The sequence below is a fragment of the Streptomyces sp. NPDC028289 genome (assembly GCF_055565975.1).
On sequence record NZ_JBVHTI010000010.1, the window covers coordinates 33,154 to 49,303 of the forward strand.

At 72.0% G+C, this 16,150-nt stretch carries 15 protein-coding genes and 1 pseudogene; 10 read left to right on the top strand and 6 right to left on the bottom strand.

Features of this window, described 5'->3' with window-relative positions:
* Positions 1-4: 4 nt before the first annotated feature.
* Positions 5-609 (bottom strand): annotated as a pseudogene (locus ACZ4UV_RS42575) (hypothetical protein).
* A 125-nt stretch (positions 610-734) separates the two neighbouring features.
* Here ACZ4UV_RS42575 and ACZ4UV_RS42580 point away from each other — a divergent pair.
* The 6 genes from ACZ4UV_RS42580 to der all read left to right on the top strand — a co-directional run bounded on the left by ACZ4UV_RS42580 (position 735) and on the right by der (position 5,853).
* Entirely contained in the window at positions 735-908 is a 174-nt protein-coding gene (locus tag ACZ4UV_RS42580) for a hypothetical protein (RefSeq protein WP_390045988.1), read from the top strand.
* A 298-nt stretch (positions 909-1,206) separates the two neighbouring features.
* Complete coding sequence (aroH, locus tag ACZ4UV_RS42585) at positions 1,207-1,569, top strand: chorismate mutase (protein ID WP_390045990.1); 363 nt, start codon at positions 1,207-1,209, stop codon at positions 1,567-1,569.
* The gene (locus ACZ4UV_RS42590; RefSeq protein ID WP_390045992.1) at positions 1,566-2,651 is read left to right on the top strand and encodes a prephenate dehydrogenase; all 1,086 of its coding nucleotides are present in this window, start codon (positions 1,566-1,568) and stop codon (positions 2,649-2,651) included. The genes aroH and ACZ4UV_RS42590 overlap by 4 nt, the downstream gene beginning before the upstream one ends.
* 97 nt (positions 2,652-2,748) lie before the next feature.
* A complete protein-coding gene (cmk, locus tag ACZ4UV_RS42595) occupies positions 2,749-3,435 on the top strand; it encodes a (d)CMP kinase (RefSeq protein ID WP_390045993.1) in 687 nt (228 codons plus the stop codon).
* Positions 3,393-4,076, top strand: a complete 684-nt coding sequence (locus ACZ4UV_RS42600; RefSeq protein WP_391389222.1) for a lysophospholipid acyltransferase family protein — start codon at positions 3,393-3,395, stop codon at positions 4,074-4,076. The genes cmk and ACZ4UV_RS42600 overlap by 43 nt, the downstream gene beginning before the upstream one ends.
* A 292-nt stretch (positions 4,077-4,368) precedes the next feature.
* On the top strand, positions 4,369-5,853 hold the full coding sequence (der, locus tag ACZ4UV_RS42605) for a ribosome biogenesis GTPase Der (protein ID WP_388925515.1): 1,485 nt from the start codon (positions 4,369-4,371) through the stop codon (positions 5,851-5,853).
* 137 nt (positions 5,854-5,990) lie between these two features.
* On the opposite strand, the gene ACZ4UV_RS42610 is transcribed toward der, so the two are convergent.
* The gene (locus ACZ4UV_RS42610; protein ID WP_467845590.1) at positions 5,991-6,398 is read right to left on the bottom strand and encodes a hypothetical protein; all 408 of its coding nucleotides are present in this window, start codon (positions 6,396-6,398) and stop codon (positions 5,991-5,993) included.
* Positions 6,399-6,534: 136 nt separating this feature from the next.
* Positions 6,535-7,320 carry a hypothetical protein gene (locus tag ACZ4UV_RS42615; RefSeq protein WP_390046000.1) on the bottom strand — a complete coding sequence of 262 codons (786 nt, stop codon included), beginning with the start codon at positions 7,318-7,320 and terminating at the stop codon, positions 6,535-6,537.
* Between the two features lie 541 nt (positions 7,321-7,861).
* On the opposite strand from ACZ4UV_RS42615, the gene ACZ4UV_RS42620 reads away from it, so the two are divergent.
* Positions 7,862-8,557 carry a LysM peptidoglycan-binding domain-containing protein gene (locus tag ACZ4UV_RS42620; protein ID WP_467845593.1) on the top strand — a complete coding sequence of 232 codons (696 nt, stop codon included), beginning with the start codon at positions 7,862-7,864 and terminating at the stop codon, positions 8,555-8,557.
* Between the two features lie 501 nt (positions 8,558-9,058).
* Positions 9,059-9,274 (top strand): I78 family peptidase inhibitor, encoded by a 216-nt coding sequence (locus ACZ4UV_RS42625; RefSeq protein WP_293991910.1) that lies wholly within the window; start codon positions 9,059-9,061, stop codon positions 9,272-9,274.
* A gap of 107 nt (positions 9,275-9,381) precedes the next feature.
* Here ACZ4UV_RS42625 and ACZ4UV_RS42630 read toward each other — a convergent pair whose 3' ends face one another.
* Positions 9,382-10,401, bottom strand: a complete 1,020-nt coding sequence (locus tag ACZ4UV_RS42630) for a phosphatase PAP2 family protein (protein WP_451016519.1) — start codon at positions 10,399-10,401, stop codon at positions 9,382-9,384.
* Between the two features lie 238 nt (positions 10,402-10,639).
* Entirely contained in the window at positions 10,640-11,941 is a 1,302-nt protein-coding gene (locus ACZ4UV_RS42635; protein WP_467845600.1) for a mannosyltransferase family protein, read from the bottom strand.
* A gap of 260 nt (positions 11,942-12,201) precedes the next feature.
* On the opposite strand from ACZ4UV_RS42635, the gene ACZ4UV_RS42640 reads away from it, so the two are divergent.
* Both ACZ4UV_RS42640 and ACZ4UV_RS42645 read left to right on the top strand, forming a co-directional pair.
* Complete coding sequence (locus tag ACZ4UV_RS42640; protein WP_451016517.1) at positions 12,202-13,818, top strand: MFS transporter; 1,617 nt, start codon at positions 12,202-12,204, stop codon at positions 13,816-13,818.
* 294 nt (positions 13,819-14,112) lie between these two features.
* Positions 14,113-15,306 (top strand): acyl-CoA dehydrogenase family protein, encoded by a 1,194-nt coding sequence (locus ACZ4UV_RS42645; RefSeq protein ID WP_451016516.1) that lies wholly within the window; start codon positions 14,113-14,115, stop codon positions 15,304-15,306.
* A 37-nt stretch (positions 15,307-15,343) separates the two neighbouring features.
* Here the strand turns inward: ACZ4UV_RS42645 and ACZ4UV_RS42650 are convergent, their stop codons facing one another.
* Entirely contained in the window at positions 15,344-15,784 is a 441-nt protein-coding gene (locus tag ACZ4UV_RS42650) for a cell division protein SepF (protein WP_293991899.1), read from the bottom strand.
* Positions 15,785-16,150 lie beyond the last annotated feature (366 nt).

Here is a 16,150-nt window from a genome sequence, read left to right on the forward strand (position 1 = left end):
GATGTCAGGGGAGGACCGGGTTCGCCGTCAGCGGCTGTCCGTCGACCGTCACGGCGCCGGTCTCCGGGTCGATGCGGGGTGCGGACGACGGTGTGCCTTCACGGTCGACGATGCCGACCTGGCGGCCGTCGGCGAGCACGATCCAGCCGCCGTCGACCTTCGCTCCGCGCACGGTCGCCGTGGCCCGGTACAGCCCCGACCCCTTGACGGCCTTCCGGGCGGTGAAGGCGTAGTGGCCGCCGTCCAGGTCGACGGCCCCGCGGATGCGGCTGCCGTCCCGCAGCGTCCCGGTCAGCGCGGCGCCGTGGCCGCCGGTCAGCCGCATGCCGCCGTCGGGCCGCACCCGGCCCTTGAGCCAGGACTCCTTGCTGCGCCCGTCGCAGAAGTACGCGATCGCCCTCCCGTCGCGGACCGAGACGGCGACGGCGACGGGGCCGTGGCCGTGGCCGGGGCCGGGGACGCCGTGCTGCTCGTGGGCGTCGGAGCCGGTGGCTTCTCCTGGTACGACGACGAGGCGTTCCTCGTCCCCGCCGTCGCGTCGAGCGCCAGCGTGAGCAGGCCGAGCAGCAGACCCGCGAGCAGGGTCAGCAGCGGACCGGGACGTTTCATGGCGGACCTCCCCCGAGGCGGGTCTGGCTGCCATCAGAGCGGACCCGCAGGCCCGACGTAAAGAGGCGCACAGGGGTGTTTCACCCCAAGTAGCGGAATTGGGTCATACGCGTGACATTGGGGCCATGGCAGGCAATGACCTTGAGAACATACTCGGCAGCCTCCTCGGTGACGACGACGAGGCCGCCGGGAGGCTGACCACGCTGATCGGCGCGATGAGCCACGGCCAGGGCGGCAGCTCGCTCGGCGGGCTCCTGGAGACCCTCGCGAAGTCGGCCCCGGCCGTCCGCAAGGACTAAAGGACCAGGGGCTGTCCGGCGGGTCATGCCGCAGACGCGGGGTCTGGCACGCCCTCCCCCAGAGGGGGTATCCCCAGCGGCGTTGTCGCCGCTCGCCGACGTCCCCCAGCCTCCGGCCGGGAGGTACCCCCACGACCCTGCTCACCTCGGCTGATCAGTCACCGCTGCCTTCCGGCGACCTGATCCGCCGGACAGCCCCTGGGCGGCGTCTCAGCGGGCGGGCACGACGCACGGGACCGGCGGCGGCCTGACTAGGCTGGACGGACCAAGAGACCGACGTCAGAACAGGAGCGGTGCCGTGGCGGTACGAGCGGTCCGGGGGGCCGTCCAGCTGGAGCGGGACGATGCCGGTCACATGGACCAGCAGGTCGGAGCGCTGCTCACGGCCATCCTGGAGCGGAACGGCCTGACCGCGGACGACCTGATCAGCATCTGGTTCACGGCCACCCCGGACCTGCACAGCGACTTCCCGGCCGCCGCCGCGCGCAAGCTCGGCATCGTCGACGTGCCGCTGATCTGCGCCCAGGAGCTGGACATCGCGGGCGCCATGCCCCGCGTCGTACGGATACTCGCGCACATCGAGTCCGACCGGCCCCGCGCCGACATCAACCACGTCTACCTCGGCGCCGCGGCCGCCCTGCGCAAGGACATCGCCCAGTGAGAACCGCGCTCGTCATCGGTACCGGTCTCATCGGTACGTCCGCCGCGCTCGCCCTCGCCCAGCGGGGCGTCGTCGTGCACCTCGCCGACCACGACCCCGAGCAGGCCCGTACCGCGGCCGCGCTCGGCGCCGGCACCGACGAGGCGCCCGAGGGCCCGGTCGACCTGGCCATCGTCGCCGCCCCGCCCGCCCATGTCGCCGCCGTCCTCGCGGACGCGATGAGCAGGGGCCTGGCCCGCGGCTACGCCGACGTGGCCAGCGTCAAGGGCGGCCCGCGCCGGGAACTGGAGGCGAAGGGCCTGGACCTGTCGTCGTACATCGGGACGCATCCCATGTCGGGCCGGGAGAAGTCCGGACCGCTGGCGGCCACCGCCGACCTCTTCGAGGGCCGGCCCTGGGTGCTCACCCCGACCCGGGACACCGACACCGAGGTGCTCAACCTCGCCCTGGAACTGGTCTCGCACTGCCGGGCCCTGCCGGTCGTCATGGACGCCGACGCCCACGACCGCGCCGTCGCCCTGGTCTCCCACATGCCCCACCTGGTCTCCAGCATGGTCGCCGCCCGCCTGGAGCACGCCGACGAGTCGGCCGTACGGCTGTGCGGACAGGGCATCCGGGACGTCACCCGGATCGCCGCCTCCGACCCCCGGATGTGGATCGACATCCTCTCCGCGAACCCCGGCCCGGTCGCCGACCTGCTCGCCGACGTCTCCGCCGACCTCGACGAGACGGTCGGCGCCCTGCGCGCCCTGCAGTCCTCGGACGAGGCCAAGCGGCGGGCGGGCGGGGCCGGCATCGAGGACGTGCTGCGCCGCGGCAACGCCGGCCAGGTGCGGGTACCCGGCAAGCACGGCTCGGCGCCGCGGGTGTACGAGGTCGTGGCGGTGCTCATCGACGACCAGCCCGGTCAGCTGGCCCGGATCTTCGCGGACGCCGGGGCGGCCGGGGTCAACATCGAGGACGTGCGGATCGAGCACGCGACCGGTCAGCAGGCCGGTCACGTCCAGCTCTGGGTGGAACCGAAGGCGGTGCCCGTGCTCACGTCGGCGCTGCGGGACCGGGGCTGGGCGCTGCGCCAGTAGCGCTGAAAACGGCGGTCCCGGGGGCCGGTAACCTTGTGCGGGGGCGCACCGCCGCCCGCACCCCACCCACCACCCTGCACCCGGAAGGTGTCCACCCGTGGAAAACGGCGCCGTAAAGCCCGTGATTGTCGCGATCGACGGCCCCTCGGGCACCGGCAAGTCGAGCACGTCCAAGGCCGTGGCCGAGCAGCTCGGCCTGAGCTACCTGGACACCGGCGCCCAGTACCGGGCCATCACCTGGTGGATGGTGAACAGCGGCATCGACCTCACCGATCCGACCGCGATCGCCGCGGTCGCCGGCAAGCCGGAGATCGTCTCGGGGACCGACCCGGTCAAGCCGACGATCACCGTCGACGGCGTGGACGTCTCCGGCCCGATCCGCACCGAGGAGGTCACCTCCAAGGTCAGCGCGGTCAGCGCGGTACCGGAGGTGCGGACCAGGATCAGCGAGCTGCAGCGGTCGCTGGCCCGTGCCGCCGCGCACGGCATCGTCGTCGAGGGCCGCGACATCGGTACGACCGTGCTGCCCGACGCCGACCTGAAGGTCTTCCTCACCGCCTCCCCGGAGGCCCGCGCGGCCCGCCGCAGCGGCGAGCTGAAAGGCGCCGACGTCAACGCCACGCGCGAGGCCCTGGTCAAGCGGGACGCCGCCGACTCCACCCGCAAGACCTCGCCGCTCGCCAAGGCCGGCGACGCGGTCGAGGTGGACACCACCGAGCTGACGCTGGCCCAGGTCATCGAGTGCGTCGTCACCCTCGTCGAGGAGAAGCGGGCCGGGAAGTGAGCCTTCCGTCGCAGCGCGGCGCCGAGACCGGGCGCCGCATCGGGGTCGGCCTGATGTACGGGCTGTGGAAGCCACGCGTGCTCGGCGCCTGGAAGGTACCGGCGCAGGGCCCGGCGATCCTCGCCGTGAACCACTCCCACAACATCGACGGCCCCATGGTCATGGGCGTGGCGCCCCGGCCGACGCACTTCCTCATCAAGAAGGAGGCGTTCGTCGGCCCGCTCGACCCGTTCCTGACCCGGATCGGGCAGCTGAAGGTGGACCGCCAGTCCACCGACCGCACGGCGGTCACCCGGGCGCTCGGCGTCCTGGAGGCCGGGGGAGTGCTCGGCATATTCCCCGAGGGCAGCCGCGGCGACGGCGACTTCGCCGCGCTCCGCGCGGGCCTCGCCTACTTCGCGGTGCGCTCCGGTGCGCCGATCGTCCCGGTGGCCGTGCTGGGAAGTTCCGAGCGGCGCGGACGGTTGGTCAAGGGGCTGCCCCCGCTGCGCTCCCGCGTCGACGTCGTCTTCGGCGACCCCTTCGAGGCGGGCGACGGCACCGGCCGGCGCACCCGCAAGGCCCTGGACGAGGCCACCGAGCGCATCCAGAAGCAGCTCGCCGGCCACCTGGAAAACGCCAGGCGTCTCACCGGACGCTAGGGCCTGTCCGGCGGATCAGGTCGGAGAAGAGCAGCGGTGCCCATTACTCTCGGGTGAGCGGGATGCGGTGCGTGCAGCTGCAAGGCGGAGGAGGGAGTCGACGCGGTGGGGGCACCTCCCGGCCGTAGGCTGGGGGACGTCGGCGAGTGACGACAACGCGGCAGATGTGCGTGCCACCCCCGCGTCTCCGGCATGATCCGCCGGACAGGCCCTAGGGCGAAACTGAGTAGTGGATCAGCCCTTGTGCGGCTGGTCCACCGATCACCACGATGAACGACGAGGTACGGACTTCATGAACGACCACATCCAGCCCGGCGACTCGGCTGAGCACGAGTACGACCACGGGGCGCTCGGTGACACCGAGTACGCGGAGTTCATGGAGCTCGCCGCCGAAGAGGGCTTCGACATCGAGGACGTCGAGGGCGCCATCGAGGCGGCCGGTCACGGCCCGCTGCCCGTCCTCGCCGTCGTGGGCCGCCCCAACGTCGGCAAGTCGACTCTGGTCAACCGCATCATCGGCCGCCGCGAGGCCGTCGTCGAGGACAAGCCCGGTGTCACCCGGGACCGCGTGACGTACGAGGCCGAGTGGGCCGGCCGCCGCTTCAAGGTCGTCGACACCGGCGGCTGGGAGCAGGACGTCCTCGGCATCGACGCCTCCGTGGCCGCCCAGGCCGAGTACGCGATCGAGGCGGCCGACGCGGTCGTCTTCGTCGTCGACGCCAAGGTCGGCGCGACCGACACCGACGAGGCGGTCGTACGCCTGCTGCGCAAGGCCGGCAAGCCGGTCGTGCTGGCCGCCAACAAGGTCGACGGCCCGAGCGGCGAGGCCGACGCGGCCTACCTCTGGTCCCTCGGCCTCGGCGAGCCGCACCCGGTCTCCGCCCTGCACGGCCGCGGCACCGGCGACATGCTGGACGCCGTCCTGGAGGCGCTGCCCGAGGCGCCCGAGCAGACCTTCGGCGGCCCCGGCGTCGGCGGCCCCCGCCGGATCGCCCTCATCGGCCGCCCCAACGTCGGCAAGTCCTCCCTCCTCAACAAGGTGGCGGGCGAAGAGCGCGTCGTCGTCAACGAGCTCGCCGGCACCACCCGCGACCCGGTCGACGAGCTGATCGAACTCGGCGGGGTGACCTGGAAGTTCGTCGACACCGCCGGCATCCGCAAGCGCGTCCACCTCCAGCAGGGCGCCGACTACTACGCCTCGCTGCGCACCGCGGCCGCCGTCGAGAAGGCCGAGCTCGCGGTCATCCTGCTCGACGCCTCAGAGAACATCTCGGTGCAGGACCAGCGGATCGTCACCATGGCCGTCGAGGCGGGCCGCGCGGTCGTCCTCGCCTTCAACAAGTGGGACACCCTCGACGAGGAGCGCCGCTACTACCTGGAGCGCGAGATCGAGACCGAGCTCGGCCAGGTCGCCTGGGCACCCCGGGTCAACGTCTCGGCCCGCACCGGCCGCCACATGGAGAAGCTGGTCCCCGCGATCGAGACCGCCCTCGCCGGCTGGGAGACCCGCGTCCCCACCGGCCGCCTCAACGCCTTCCTCGGCGAGCTGGTCTCGGCCCACCCGCACCCGGTCCGGGGCGGCAAGCAGCCGCGCATCCTGTTCGGCACCCAGGCCGGCACCAAGCCGCCGCGGTTCGTCCTGTTCGCCTCCGGCTTCATCGAGGCGGGCTACCGCCGCTTCATCGAACGCCGGCTGCGCGAGGAGTTCGGCTTCGAGGGCACGCCGATCCATATCTCCGTGCGGGTGCGCGAGAAGCGCGGCGCGAAGAAGAAGTAGGGAGACAGGGGAGAGGGGGGGGGGGCGGGGCGCGCGGGGGGCCCCCCCCCCCCCCGCGGCCGCCCCCCCCCCCCCCCCGGCCCGCGGGGGGGGCCCCCCCCCCCCCCCCCCCCCCCCCCCCCCCCCTCTCCCCTGTCTCACATCCCCCGGCGCGGAGCCGGCGGTAGCGCCACCGGGACGGGCGCCATCCCGGCCTCCTGGGCCCTCCCGAGCGTCCCGATCCGCTGCCACTGCGGCGGCTGCGGCTGCCCGCCGCCGCTCCGGGCGCTGTAGGCACCCGCGCTGTACGCGCTGTACGAGTTCCCTCCGTACGAGCCCAGACCGTGGGTGCCGGTACTGAACGGGGCGTTCCCGAAGGCGACGAACCCCAGGGACTCCTCCCCGCTGCGATCACCCGGCAGCGTACGGAAGGCCTTGACCCACTCCGTGTACAGCGAGTCGTAGATCGGCGTGGCCGAGATCCCGCCCTGGGCCTCCTGAGACACTCGAGCAGCGGGAACGGCGGAGAAGGACGGCCGGTGGTGAGGAAGGTCGTATGCGTGCACGTATGTCCAAACGACCAGGTCTTCAAAGAGATGCGGCCCTGAGGCGCCCCTTTAGGGGCGCGGGGAACTGCGCGACCAGCCACGGACTACCCGCAGCCGCTCACGCACCGCAGCTCCCACCCCCCGTGGGCGCCCCTCAAACCCCCGCAAGCGGCAACGCCGCCGCCACCAGCTTCCCGTTCGCCGCCGCCTTGTCGATCGCGTCGCGCAGCAGGTCCTCCCGGGGCTGCCGCCCGATCGACCCCACCGGCGCCGCGAACATCAGCACCTGCTGGTGCTTGTTGGCGGCCGCCCGCCACCCGTCGGTCACCTGCAGCGGCTGATGCGCCTGCCACCAGGCCACCGGCTGCCCGCCCGCCGGCCCCGGCTGCAGCACCGCGTGCAGCTGACCCACCGCCAGCAGCACCGACCACCCGTGCAGCACCGGCGGCACGGCCGTCAGCTCCGGCACCGGCATGAAGCCCTGCTCGATGAGGAGCGGCAGGAAGTCGTCGCCCACCCCGTCCGTGCCGGGCCGCACGATCGGCGAGGTCGGCTCCACCACCAGCGCGGGGTGCAACTCCCCGGCGATCAGCACGAGTCCGCTGGTCACCCCGAGCACCGCCTGCTCGGGCACGGCCTTCTGCGACCCGCCGCCGGGCGCGCCGTCGCCGCTGATGGAGCGGACCGCGCCCTGCAGCTGCTCCTCGGTGACCTGGACGACCTGCGAGGGCAGGCAGGTGGCGTGGGCGAAGGCGAGGACGGCGGTCTCGTCGCCGATGAACAGGACGGTGCTGGTGCGCTCCTGTTCGGAGTCGCCCGGGGTACGGCAGGACGTGCAGTCGTAACTGCCTGGGGCGTTGTCTCCGGCGAGCAGCCGGTCGGCTTCTTCGTCGCCGATCTCGGCGCGTACCTCGTCGCTGACGTCGAGCATGCGCGGCACGGTGGCTCCCTCGGGATGCGGTACGTGAAGGCCCGGGTGGCTCCCGGTCCGTGAGCCCCCGCGGTCGTGGGCTCATGAAGAAGACAACGGGCGATCTGTGGTGGGGGTCACGCATTGGGGGGATCGGGATCGAACCATCCACTGCGCAGGGTCACTCCTCGTGCGGAATCCGGCACTCCCCGTCAACTCTTCGCAAGCCAAAGGAGTTTGACGCGGTGAAGTGAATCACAGATCCGTCGAACCCGTGGTCGACAAATCACGAAATCCTGGAATGTAGTGGGTGGCCGAAAATCGCCGCTACCCAAGGTAACACCGAACTGGCCTGGCCTGACGGGGAGTTGGTTGATTTCGGGCGTTCCCGATCTCTAGATTCCTCCGCCGTGTGCAGCGAGCACCGCTCGGGTACGTCCGCCGGCCGGCACCAGACAGAGCACCACCGCAGTACCGGCCGCGGCGGACGGGGCGAGCGCGAGGAACCGCGTCCATTGCGCGGGGACCGCGTCCCGCCTGGGGGACCCCGGGTATGTGGAGAGGGAAATACATGTCCGAGTGTGCCGATACCACCCGTGAGACCGCCGCGAACAAGAACGGCTCCCGCAAGGGCCGTACGACGGCCGCCCTGGCCGGAGCGGCGCTGCTCGCCCCGCTGGGCCTGCTGGCAGCCACCGGCAACGCCGTGGCGGCGGACAACGGAGTGTGGGACCGCATCGCCCAGTGCGAGAGCGGCGGCAACTGGCACATCAACACCGGCAACGGCTACTACGGCGGACTCCAGTTCTCCGCCTCCACCTGGCGCGCGTACGGCGGCTCCGCCTACGCGGCGACGGCCGACCAGGCCTCCAGGGAAGCGCAGATAGCCGTCGCCACCAAGGTCCAGCACGCCCAGGGCTGGGGCGCGTGGCCGGTCTGCTCGGCGCGGGCCGGGGCTACCGGTTCGGCGCCCGAGAGCGCCTCGGTGACCACGAAGAGCAGCACGGAGTCGGCGACGAAGTCGACGAAGTCGTCGACCACGTCGACCACCCGGAAGTCGGCCCCCGCGGCGAAGGCGCCGCAGCGCTCGGCGGCCGGCACCGGCCGCACCTCGGCCAAGGGCGACTACACCGTCCGCGAGGGGGACACCCTGAGCCAGATCGCGGAGCGGCACGGCACCACCTGGCAGCGCCTCTACGCCGCCAACGAGGCCGTCATCGGCGACGACCCGAACCTCATCGTGCCCGGGCAGCGCCTCGCGCTCTGACGCGGAACCCTGCCCCGCACCCCGCACCGCCCTGCCCCGCCCGGTCCGACCGGGCGGGGCACGGTGCGTTTTGCAGGGACATGTACATGATCCGAATGGGGGCGCGTGCCCGTATGCGAGGGCGATTCACGTGCGGACGGCACGCTCCGAGTTCACGTTGCCGCAACCCCGGTCCTGCCCGCGCGGTACGGGGGTTCTGTGCCGAACCGGTGAATCTCTTATGCGGTGTCAGCTTCGGTGCGGGCCGCCGGAATCGGAATGGAATGCGCGTGCCGGAGTGCCCCGGATCCCGGTGTCCGGTTCTTTCCGGCGGTTTTTCGGAAGACCCTACCGGCATCGGGGAATTGCGCTCGAATGCGCCGGGAAGGCGCATGGAACCGCTCGAACGTGTGACGGAGTTCGATCGAAACGCGTGTCGTGATTCTGTGACAGAAGCGTGACCGGGTACGGACGCGGGACTTCGGCTTCCGTCTGTGCCGGAAGCGGCCTAGCGTGGGCCGCATGGCACCGGACACCGCTCCGCCGACGGAGCCCCAGGACAGCCCGCAAGGGTACGTAGGCCGCGACGCGGGCGACGCGGAACGGCTCGCCCGCCAGCGGGGATGGACCACGGTGCGCTCGCTGCCGCCGGGCGCGATCATCACCATGGAGTACCGGATGGGGCGGCTCAACTTCGAGGTACGGGACGGCGTCGTGGCACGCGCCTGGAAGGGCTGACCGTACGACGGCGAAGGCCCCGGTTCCCGCACCGCGGGAACCGGGGCCTTCGCCGTGCCGGGGCCGGTGGTGCGTACCGGGACCCCGCTGTCGCGTCCGTACGGCCGTCAGCCGCCCGTCAGCGGGCGGGCCGCCTGGGCGGCGGTGCCGCGCGGCTGCCGCTCGGGGTGCTGCGGGCGGCGGCTGCCCGCCGGGGTCACCGGGGTGCGCTCCGAGCGGGCCGTGTGCGGACCGGGTGCCAGGTGGATCGGGGCCCTGGGCGGGCGGGCCAGGGAGACCGGCTCGGGCTCCGGCGCCGTCTGCTCGACGGGCGCCGGGCGCGGCTTGAGGACCACGGGCACCGGGACCGGCGCGGGCACCGTGCTGCCGCGGCGGGCGCGCCAGCGGTCGCGCAGGTCGAAGAGCCAGGTCTCGGCGCGGGCGATGAACGGCTCGCACCACGGCAGCGCCAGCAGGATCAGCAGCCCCGCCGCCCAGCCCAGCAACACGTCGCTCAGCCAGTGCGTACCGAGGTAGACGGTGGACATGCCGACGCCGAGGGAGGTGACCGCCGAGGCGGCGGAGAGCCAGCGGCGGGCTCTCGGGGTGGAGGCCAGATATGCCAGAATTCCCCAGGTCACCACCGCGTTGGCGGTGTGTCCGCTGGGGAATATATCGCCGCCCAGGCCCATCTCGTTCGAGCCGATGATGGTCGCGTAGTGCGGTCCGAGGCGCCCCATGCCGAGCTTGGCGGCGCCGACCGTGATGTTGAGCAGCAGCAGCGAGGCACCGAGCGTGAGCAGCGGGCGCAGGGTGTGCTGCCGCCATGAGCGCCAGCCCAGCCAGGCCGCGACCATCACGGCGGTCGGGCCGCGCTGGCCGAGGACCACGTAGTAGTCGACGAACCAGTGGATTCCCGACCACTGCTGGTACGGCCGGAAGAACATGACCTGCCAGTCGAGCCGGACCAGCCAGGACGTGATCACGACGGCCCACACGATCGCCAGGTAGAAGGCGAGGGTCGCGGTGAACAACACGACCCGGTGCCGGCTCATCTTCGGCACATCAATGTGGGCCGGCCGTTCCGGCTCACGGTCCAGCCTGGCGAACACCCGGTCCAGACGGGTGAGGTTTCGTTCGGTACGCACCCAATCGACGTTACAGCGAGTGAGCTCTGTTCCCGGTCGAAACAGCGGCTTTGTGATGACGATGTGATGTGGGAAACCTCTCAGGAGGCCTCCGAATTCTAAGGATTCCGTAATCCTCGGCGGGTGCGCCCTTCAATTCCTTTGATCATGCCGGGTCGCCGTTTTATGGCACTTATGAATTCGTTAACCAAAGCATGGGGTGGAATTCTCCCGCTGCTCATCGAGGTCACCGAAATGATCATGGAGGTCCGGAGCCGTTCAGCCAGAACGCGCCATAGACCGCCGAGGCCACCGCCACACCCGCCGTGACCAGCACCGATCTGCTGGTGCGCAGCCGGGCGAGGGGCCGGGTGAGCGGCAGCAGCACCGGGAAGGCCGGCATCAGCAGCCGCGGCTTGGATCCGAAGTAGCTCGACGCGCACAGCGCGAGGGCGAGGACGACACCCGTGTAGACCAGCAGGGGAAGCGGCTGCCGCTGGCGGACGCCGGTCACGTAGAGCCACAGCAGCAGGCCGACGCCGAGGATCAAACCCGCTCCGGCCGCAGCGGACGGAAATGACGTGAACTTGTCGGCGGCGAAGCGTGCGAACGCATAGCCGCCGTCGAAGCCGTTACGCCAGCCCGCCTGGACGTCCAGGTAGCCGAGCGGGCCCCGGCCGGTGCGGTGGCCGACCCACAGGACATAGGCGGCGGTGCCGAGGGGGGCGAGGAGCATGCCGAGGGCGCGGCGCCAGGCGGGGGCGCTGGGGGTGGTGACATGGGGAGCGCGTGTTGCGTGCGGTGCGCTGGTTGCCTGCGGGGCACGCCGGGCGCGGGCGGCGCTGGGCGCTTCGGGGGCGCGTTCGTCGAGATGCGCGCCGCCCGGCTGATCCGTACCACCGTCCCGCGCGCCCCTGCCACGATCCCGCACGAACGAGACCACCCCCGCGGCCCACACCGCCGCCACCACGGCGAGCCCCACCGGCCGGGTCAGCCCCGCCAGCGCGGCCAGCACCCCGGCGCCCACCCAGCGGCCGGTCAGCGCGGCGTACAGCGACCACGCGGCCAGTGCCGTGAACAGCGACTCGCTGTACGCCATCGACTGCACGATCCCGACGGGCAGCACGGCCCACAGCAACACGGCGCAGACCCCCACCCGCCGGCCGTACACGAGATCCGTGACCGCGAAGACCCCCCAGGCCGCGGCGAGCGAGGCGAGCAGGCTCACCGTGAAGCCGGCGTCGGCGTACGACAGGGGCGCGAACGCGTGCAGCAGACGCTCCAGCCAGGGCAGCAGCGGGAAGAAGGCCAGGTTCGAGTGGACGTCGCCGTTCGGCAGCCGCACCTCGTAGCCGTACCCCAGTTCGGCGACCCGCGTGTACCACAGCGAGTCCCAGCGCGCCGTCAACAAGGTGTAGGCGCTCCTGCCGCGGGCCGCGCTCCACCCGGCCAGCACGACCAGTCCGAGGGCGCGTACGGCCGCGTACCCGAGCAGGGCCGGCGCCGCCCGGCGCAGGGCGGGGGTGCGCGGTGCCGCCGGGGAAGTCTCAAGATCGGTCACGGGCTCGATTATCGACGGGGCGCGGAACCGCGAGGTGCGCGCGGGCGTGGTGCGGGGCGAGGGCAGTGGCGTACGCCACACGAGTTCTCCGGAGCGTGTGAGAGGTCCGCCACGTGCCCCCGTAACGAACTCGCGTACGCTGACGTGTCACTCGCGTTCGTATGCGCGGGCCGGAGACCCCGCTCCTCTCCGGCCGTACGACGGGGAGTCCCCACCCCGCCGGTCCGCCGCACGCGAGGGACCATCTGGGAGGTACGTACATGTCCGGGACGACCACGGCCGCCGTACGACCGCGCCGTCGTGCGGTGTCCGGGGCCGGTGCCGGTGCCAACCGCTGGGTCGTCCTCGTCGTCCTCTGCGTCAGCCTGCTGCTGGTCGCCCTCGACGCCACCGTGCTGCACGTCGCGGTGCCCGCTGTCACCGAGGACCTCAAGCCCGGGGCCATGGAGCTGCTCTGGATCGTCGACGTCTACCCGCTGGTCTGCGCCTCGCTGCTGATCCTGTTCGGCACGCTCGGCGACCGGGTGGGCCGGCGGCGGGTCCTGCTCCTCGGCTACACCCTGTTCGGCATCGCCTCCGCGGCGGCCGCCCTCGCGCCGAGCGCGGCGGCGCTGATCGGGGCCCGGGCGCTGCTCGGCGTCGGCGGTGCGATGATCATGCCGGCGACCCTCTCCATCCTTCGCCAGGTCTTCCCCGACCGTCGTGAGCGGGCCCTCGCCATCGGCATCTGGAGCGCGGTCGCCGCGGTCGGCGCGGCCGTCGGCCCCCTCCTCGGCGGCTTCCTCCTCGAACACTTCTGGTGGGGCTCCGTCTTCCTGGTGAACATCCCGCTGATGCTGGTCAGCCTTCCGGTGGGGCGTCTGCTCCTCCCCGAGTCCCGCGGTGACCGCGACGGCCCCTGGGACGTGGTCGGCGCGCTGATGGCGGCGGTCGGGCTGTTCGGCGTGGTGTTCGCGGTGAAGCGCCTGGGCGGCGGCGAGCCGGCGGGCAGTGCGCTGACGGTGGCACCGCTCGTGCTCGGCGCGCTGCTGCTGGTGTTCTTCGTACGACGGCAACGGCGGCGGGCGTTCCCGCTGGTGGACCTGAAGATGTTCGCGCGGCCGGCGTTCTCCACGGCGGTGGGCTGCATCGTGCTGGCGATGCTGGCGCTGGTGGGTCTCGAGCTGATCGCCGCGCAGTACCTGCAACTCGTGCTGGGCCTCTCACCGTTGCAGACGGGGCTACGACTGCTGCCGCTGACGCTCGCTGCGATGGCGGCGGGGCTGGCCGGGGCGCGGATGCTCCGGCGCTTCGGGCCGCGCCGGATGGTGTGCTTCGGCTTCTGCCTGACCGCGGCGGCGGTGCTCACGCTGACGGCGATGGGCGGGGCCGACAACGCGGTCCTGCTGCTTGTCGGCTTCCTGCTGCTCGGCTTCGGTCTGGAGACCACGCTTTTCGGGGCGTACGAGTCGATGCTGAGCGAGGCGCCGGCGGCGCAGGCCGGCGGGGCGGCGGCGATCGGTGAGACGTCGTACCAGCTGGGCGCCGGGATCGGGATCGCGCTCCTCGGCAGCGTGATGAACGCGGCGTACGCGCCGGGGCTGGCCGGGGTGCCGGGGGTGCCGGCGTCGGCGTCGGCCGCGGCGGGGCATTCGCTGGGGGAGGCGTACGAGGTCGCCGGGCGGCTGGGCGGGGCGGCCGGGGCGGCGTTGCGGCGGGCGGCGCGGGATTCCTATGTGCACGGGTTGCATGTGACGTTGCTGGTGAGTGCGGGGCTGTTGTTGCTGGGGGCGGTGATGGCGCTGCGCCTGCCGCGCACCATGCACTGCGAGGACACGGCCGCCGCGGTGGACCTCCCTGCCCCGCGCGAAGCCGAACGCTCCCGCGTGTCGGCGTAGCCCCTCCGGGGAGGGGGCCGATCTGCGGGTGCGGGTCAGGGCCTTCTCCCACCCGCGCACCGCCCGTGCGGGTCGGGGGAGGGGCTTGCCGACCTGTGGGGGTGGTTCGTCGTTGGCGGGTGCGGGGGTTCCGTGTCTGTGGTGGAGACCGGTAGACGGCTGCCCGCGGTCGCCGATGGTCCACGGGAGGGGTCTGCTTCTCAGGTGACCCGCACGGGTGGTGCGTGGGTGGGGGAACAGGGAGACTGTGCCTAAGCTGGTGTAACTAGCGGTGCTAGTTTTGGGAGGGTTCTGATGTCCGCGTCCGTGAAGTTGCCTCCGTTCGATGCCGGTGACCCGCTCGGGATCGACGATCTTCTGGAGCCGGAGGATCTCGCCGTACGGGAGACCGTGCGGAGCTGGGCGGCGGACCGGGTGCTGCCGTTCGTCGCCGAGTGGTACGAGAGCGGGGAGCTGCCCGGCATCAGGGAGCTCGCGAAGGAGCTCGGGTCGATCGGGGCGCTCGGGATGTCGCTCAGCGGGTACGGGTGCGCCGGGGCGTCCGCCGTGCAGTACGGGCTCGCCTGCCTGGAGCTGGAGGCCGCCGACTCGGGCATCCGGTCGCTCGTGTCCGTGCAGGGGTCGCTCGCCATGTACGCGATCCACCGGTTCGGGAGTGAGGAACAGAAGTCGCGATGGCTGCCGGGCATGGCCGCCGGTGACGTCATCGGGTGCTTCGGGCTCACCGAGCCGGACCACGGGTCCGACCCCGCCGCCATGCGGACGTACGCCCGGCGCGACGCCGGCGGCGACTGGGTGCTCAGCGGGCGGAAGATGTGGATCACCAACGGGTCGGTGGCGGGCGTCGCCGTCGTGTGGGCGCAGACGGAGAACGGGATCCGCGGGTTCGTCGTGCCCACCGACACGCCGGGGTTCTCGGCGCCGGAGATCAGGCACAAGTGGTCGCTGCGGGCGAGTGTCACCAGCGAGCTGGTGATGGACGACGTACGGCTGCCCGCCGATGCCGTGCTGCCGGAGGTCACCGGGCTCAAGGGGCCGCTCAGCTGTCTGTCGCACGCCCGGTACGGGATCGTGTGGGGCGCCATGGGCGCGGCCCGCACCTGCTTCGAGTCCGCCGTCGACTACGCGAAGTCGCGCGAGCAGTTCGGTCGGCCCATCGGCGGCTTCCAGCTCACCCAGGCCAAACTCGCCGACATGGCGGTCGAACTGCACAAGGGAATCCTGCTCGCCCATCACCTGGGGCGGCGGATGGATGCCGGCCGCCTGCGTCCCGAGCAGGTCAGCTTCGGCAAGCTCAACAACGTACGGGAGGCGATCGAGATCTGCCGTACGGCGCGGACGATCCTGGGCGCCAACGGGATCTCCCTGGAATATCCCGTCATGCGGCACGCGACCAACCTCGAGTCGGTGCTCACCTACGAGGGCACCGTCGAGATGCACCAGCTGGTGCTGGGCAAGGCACTCACCGGGCTCGACGCCTTCCGGTGAACCCCGCGCGGGGGCAGGGCCGGTGAGCGGCCCTGCCTCAGCTCTGGTTGAAGAAGCCGTCCTCGCGGCGCCTGGCCGGCTCACCGCTGACGATCTCGGTGTTCGCGGGGGTCAGCAGGAAGACCCGGTTGGCGACCCGCTCGATCGTGCCGCGCAGGCCGAAGGTCAGCCCGGCCGCGAAGTCGACCACGCGCTTGGCGTCGCCCGGCTCCATGGCCGTGAGGTTCACGATGACCGGCACGCCCTCGCGGAACAGCTCGCCGATCGCGCGGGCGTCCCGGAAGCTGTCCGGGGTGACCGTGCCGATCCGGCGGCCCTTCTCCTCGGCGGTGTCCGTGGCCACCTTGACCCGGGGGTCGGTGACCCAGGCATCCCCGGGCTGCTCGGTCCCTTCGGAGTAGTCGTCGTCGTAGTAGCGCTCGTCATCGTTGTCGTCGACGAGGCCAAGCCAGGCACTCGCCTTGCGTACCGATCCCATGGACGCCTCCTCTCACAGCGGTCTTTCTTGCTTCCGCATCCCTATGGTCGTCCATGATGCGGATGTCGCGCCAAGTGGATAGACGCCGCACGGGGGGTTTGTGACGGTACTGGTGCAGAGCCAAAACGTCGAGAGCCCAGGTACCCCAAGGGCGGTAGCTCACGCAGCTGCTGACTGAGAGTGAAATATGATTGTTCCTGGCGTCCGGGTGATGAACGGTGCGTCCGGGTGAACGGTGCGGGGCGGTCCGGGGTGGCTTCGGAGCGTCCTCCGGCCCTCGTCGGGCCGCCTTCGGGGCGGTCTGACGCACACTCAGGGGTCCTCGGCCGGCCCGGGTGCGGCGACGGGCGGCGTCAACCGGGGTGA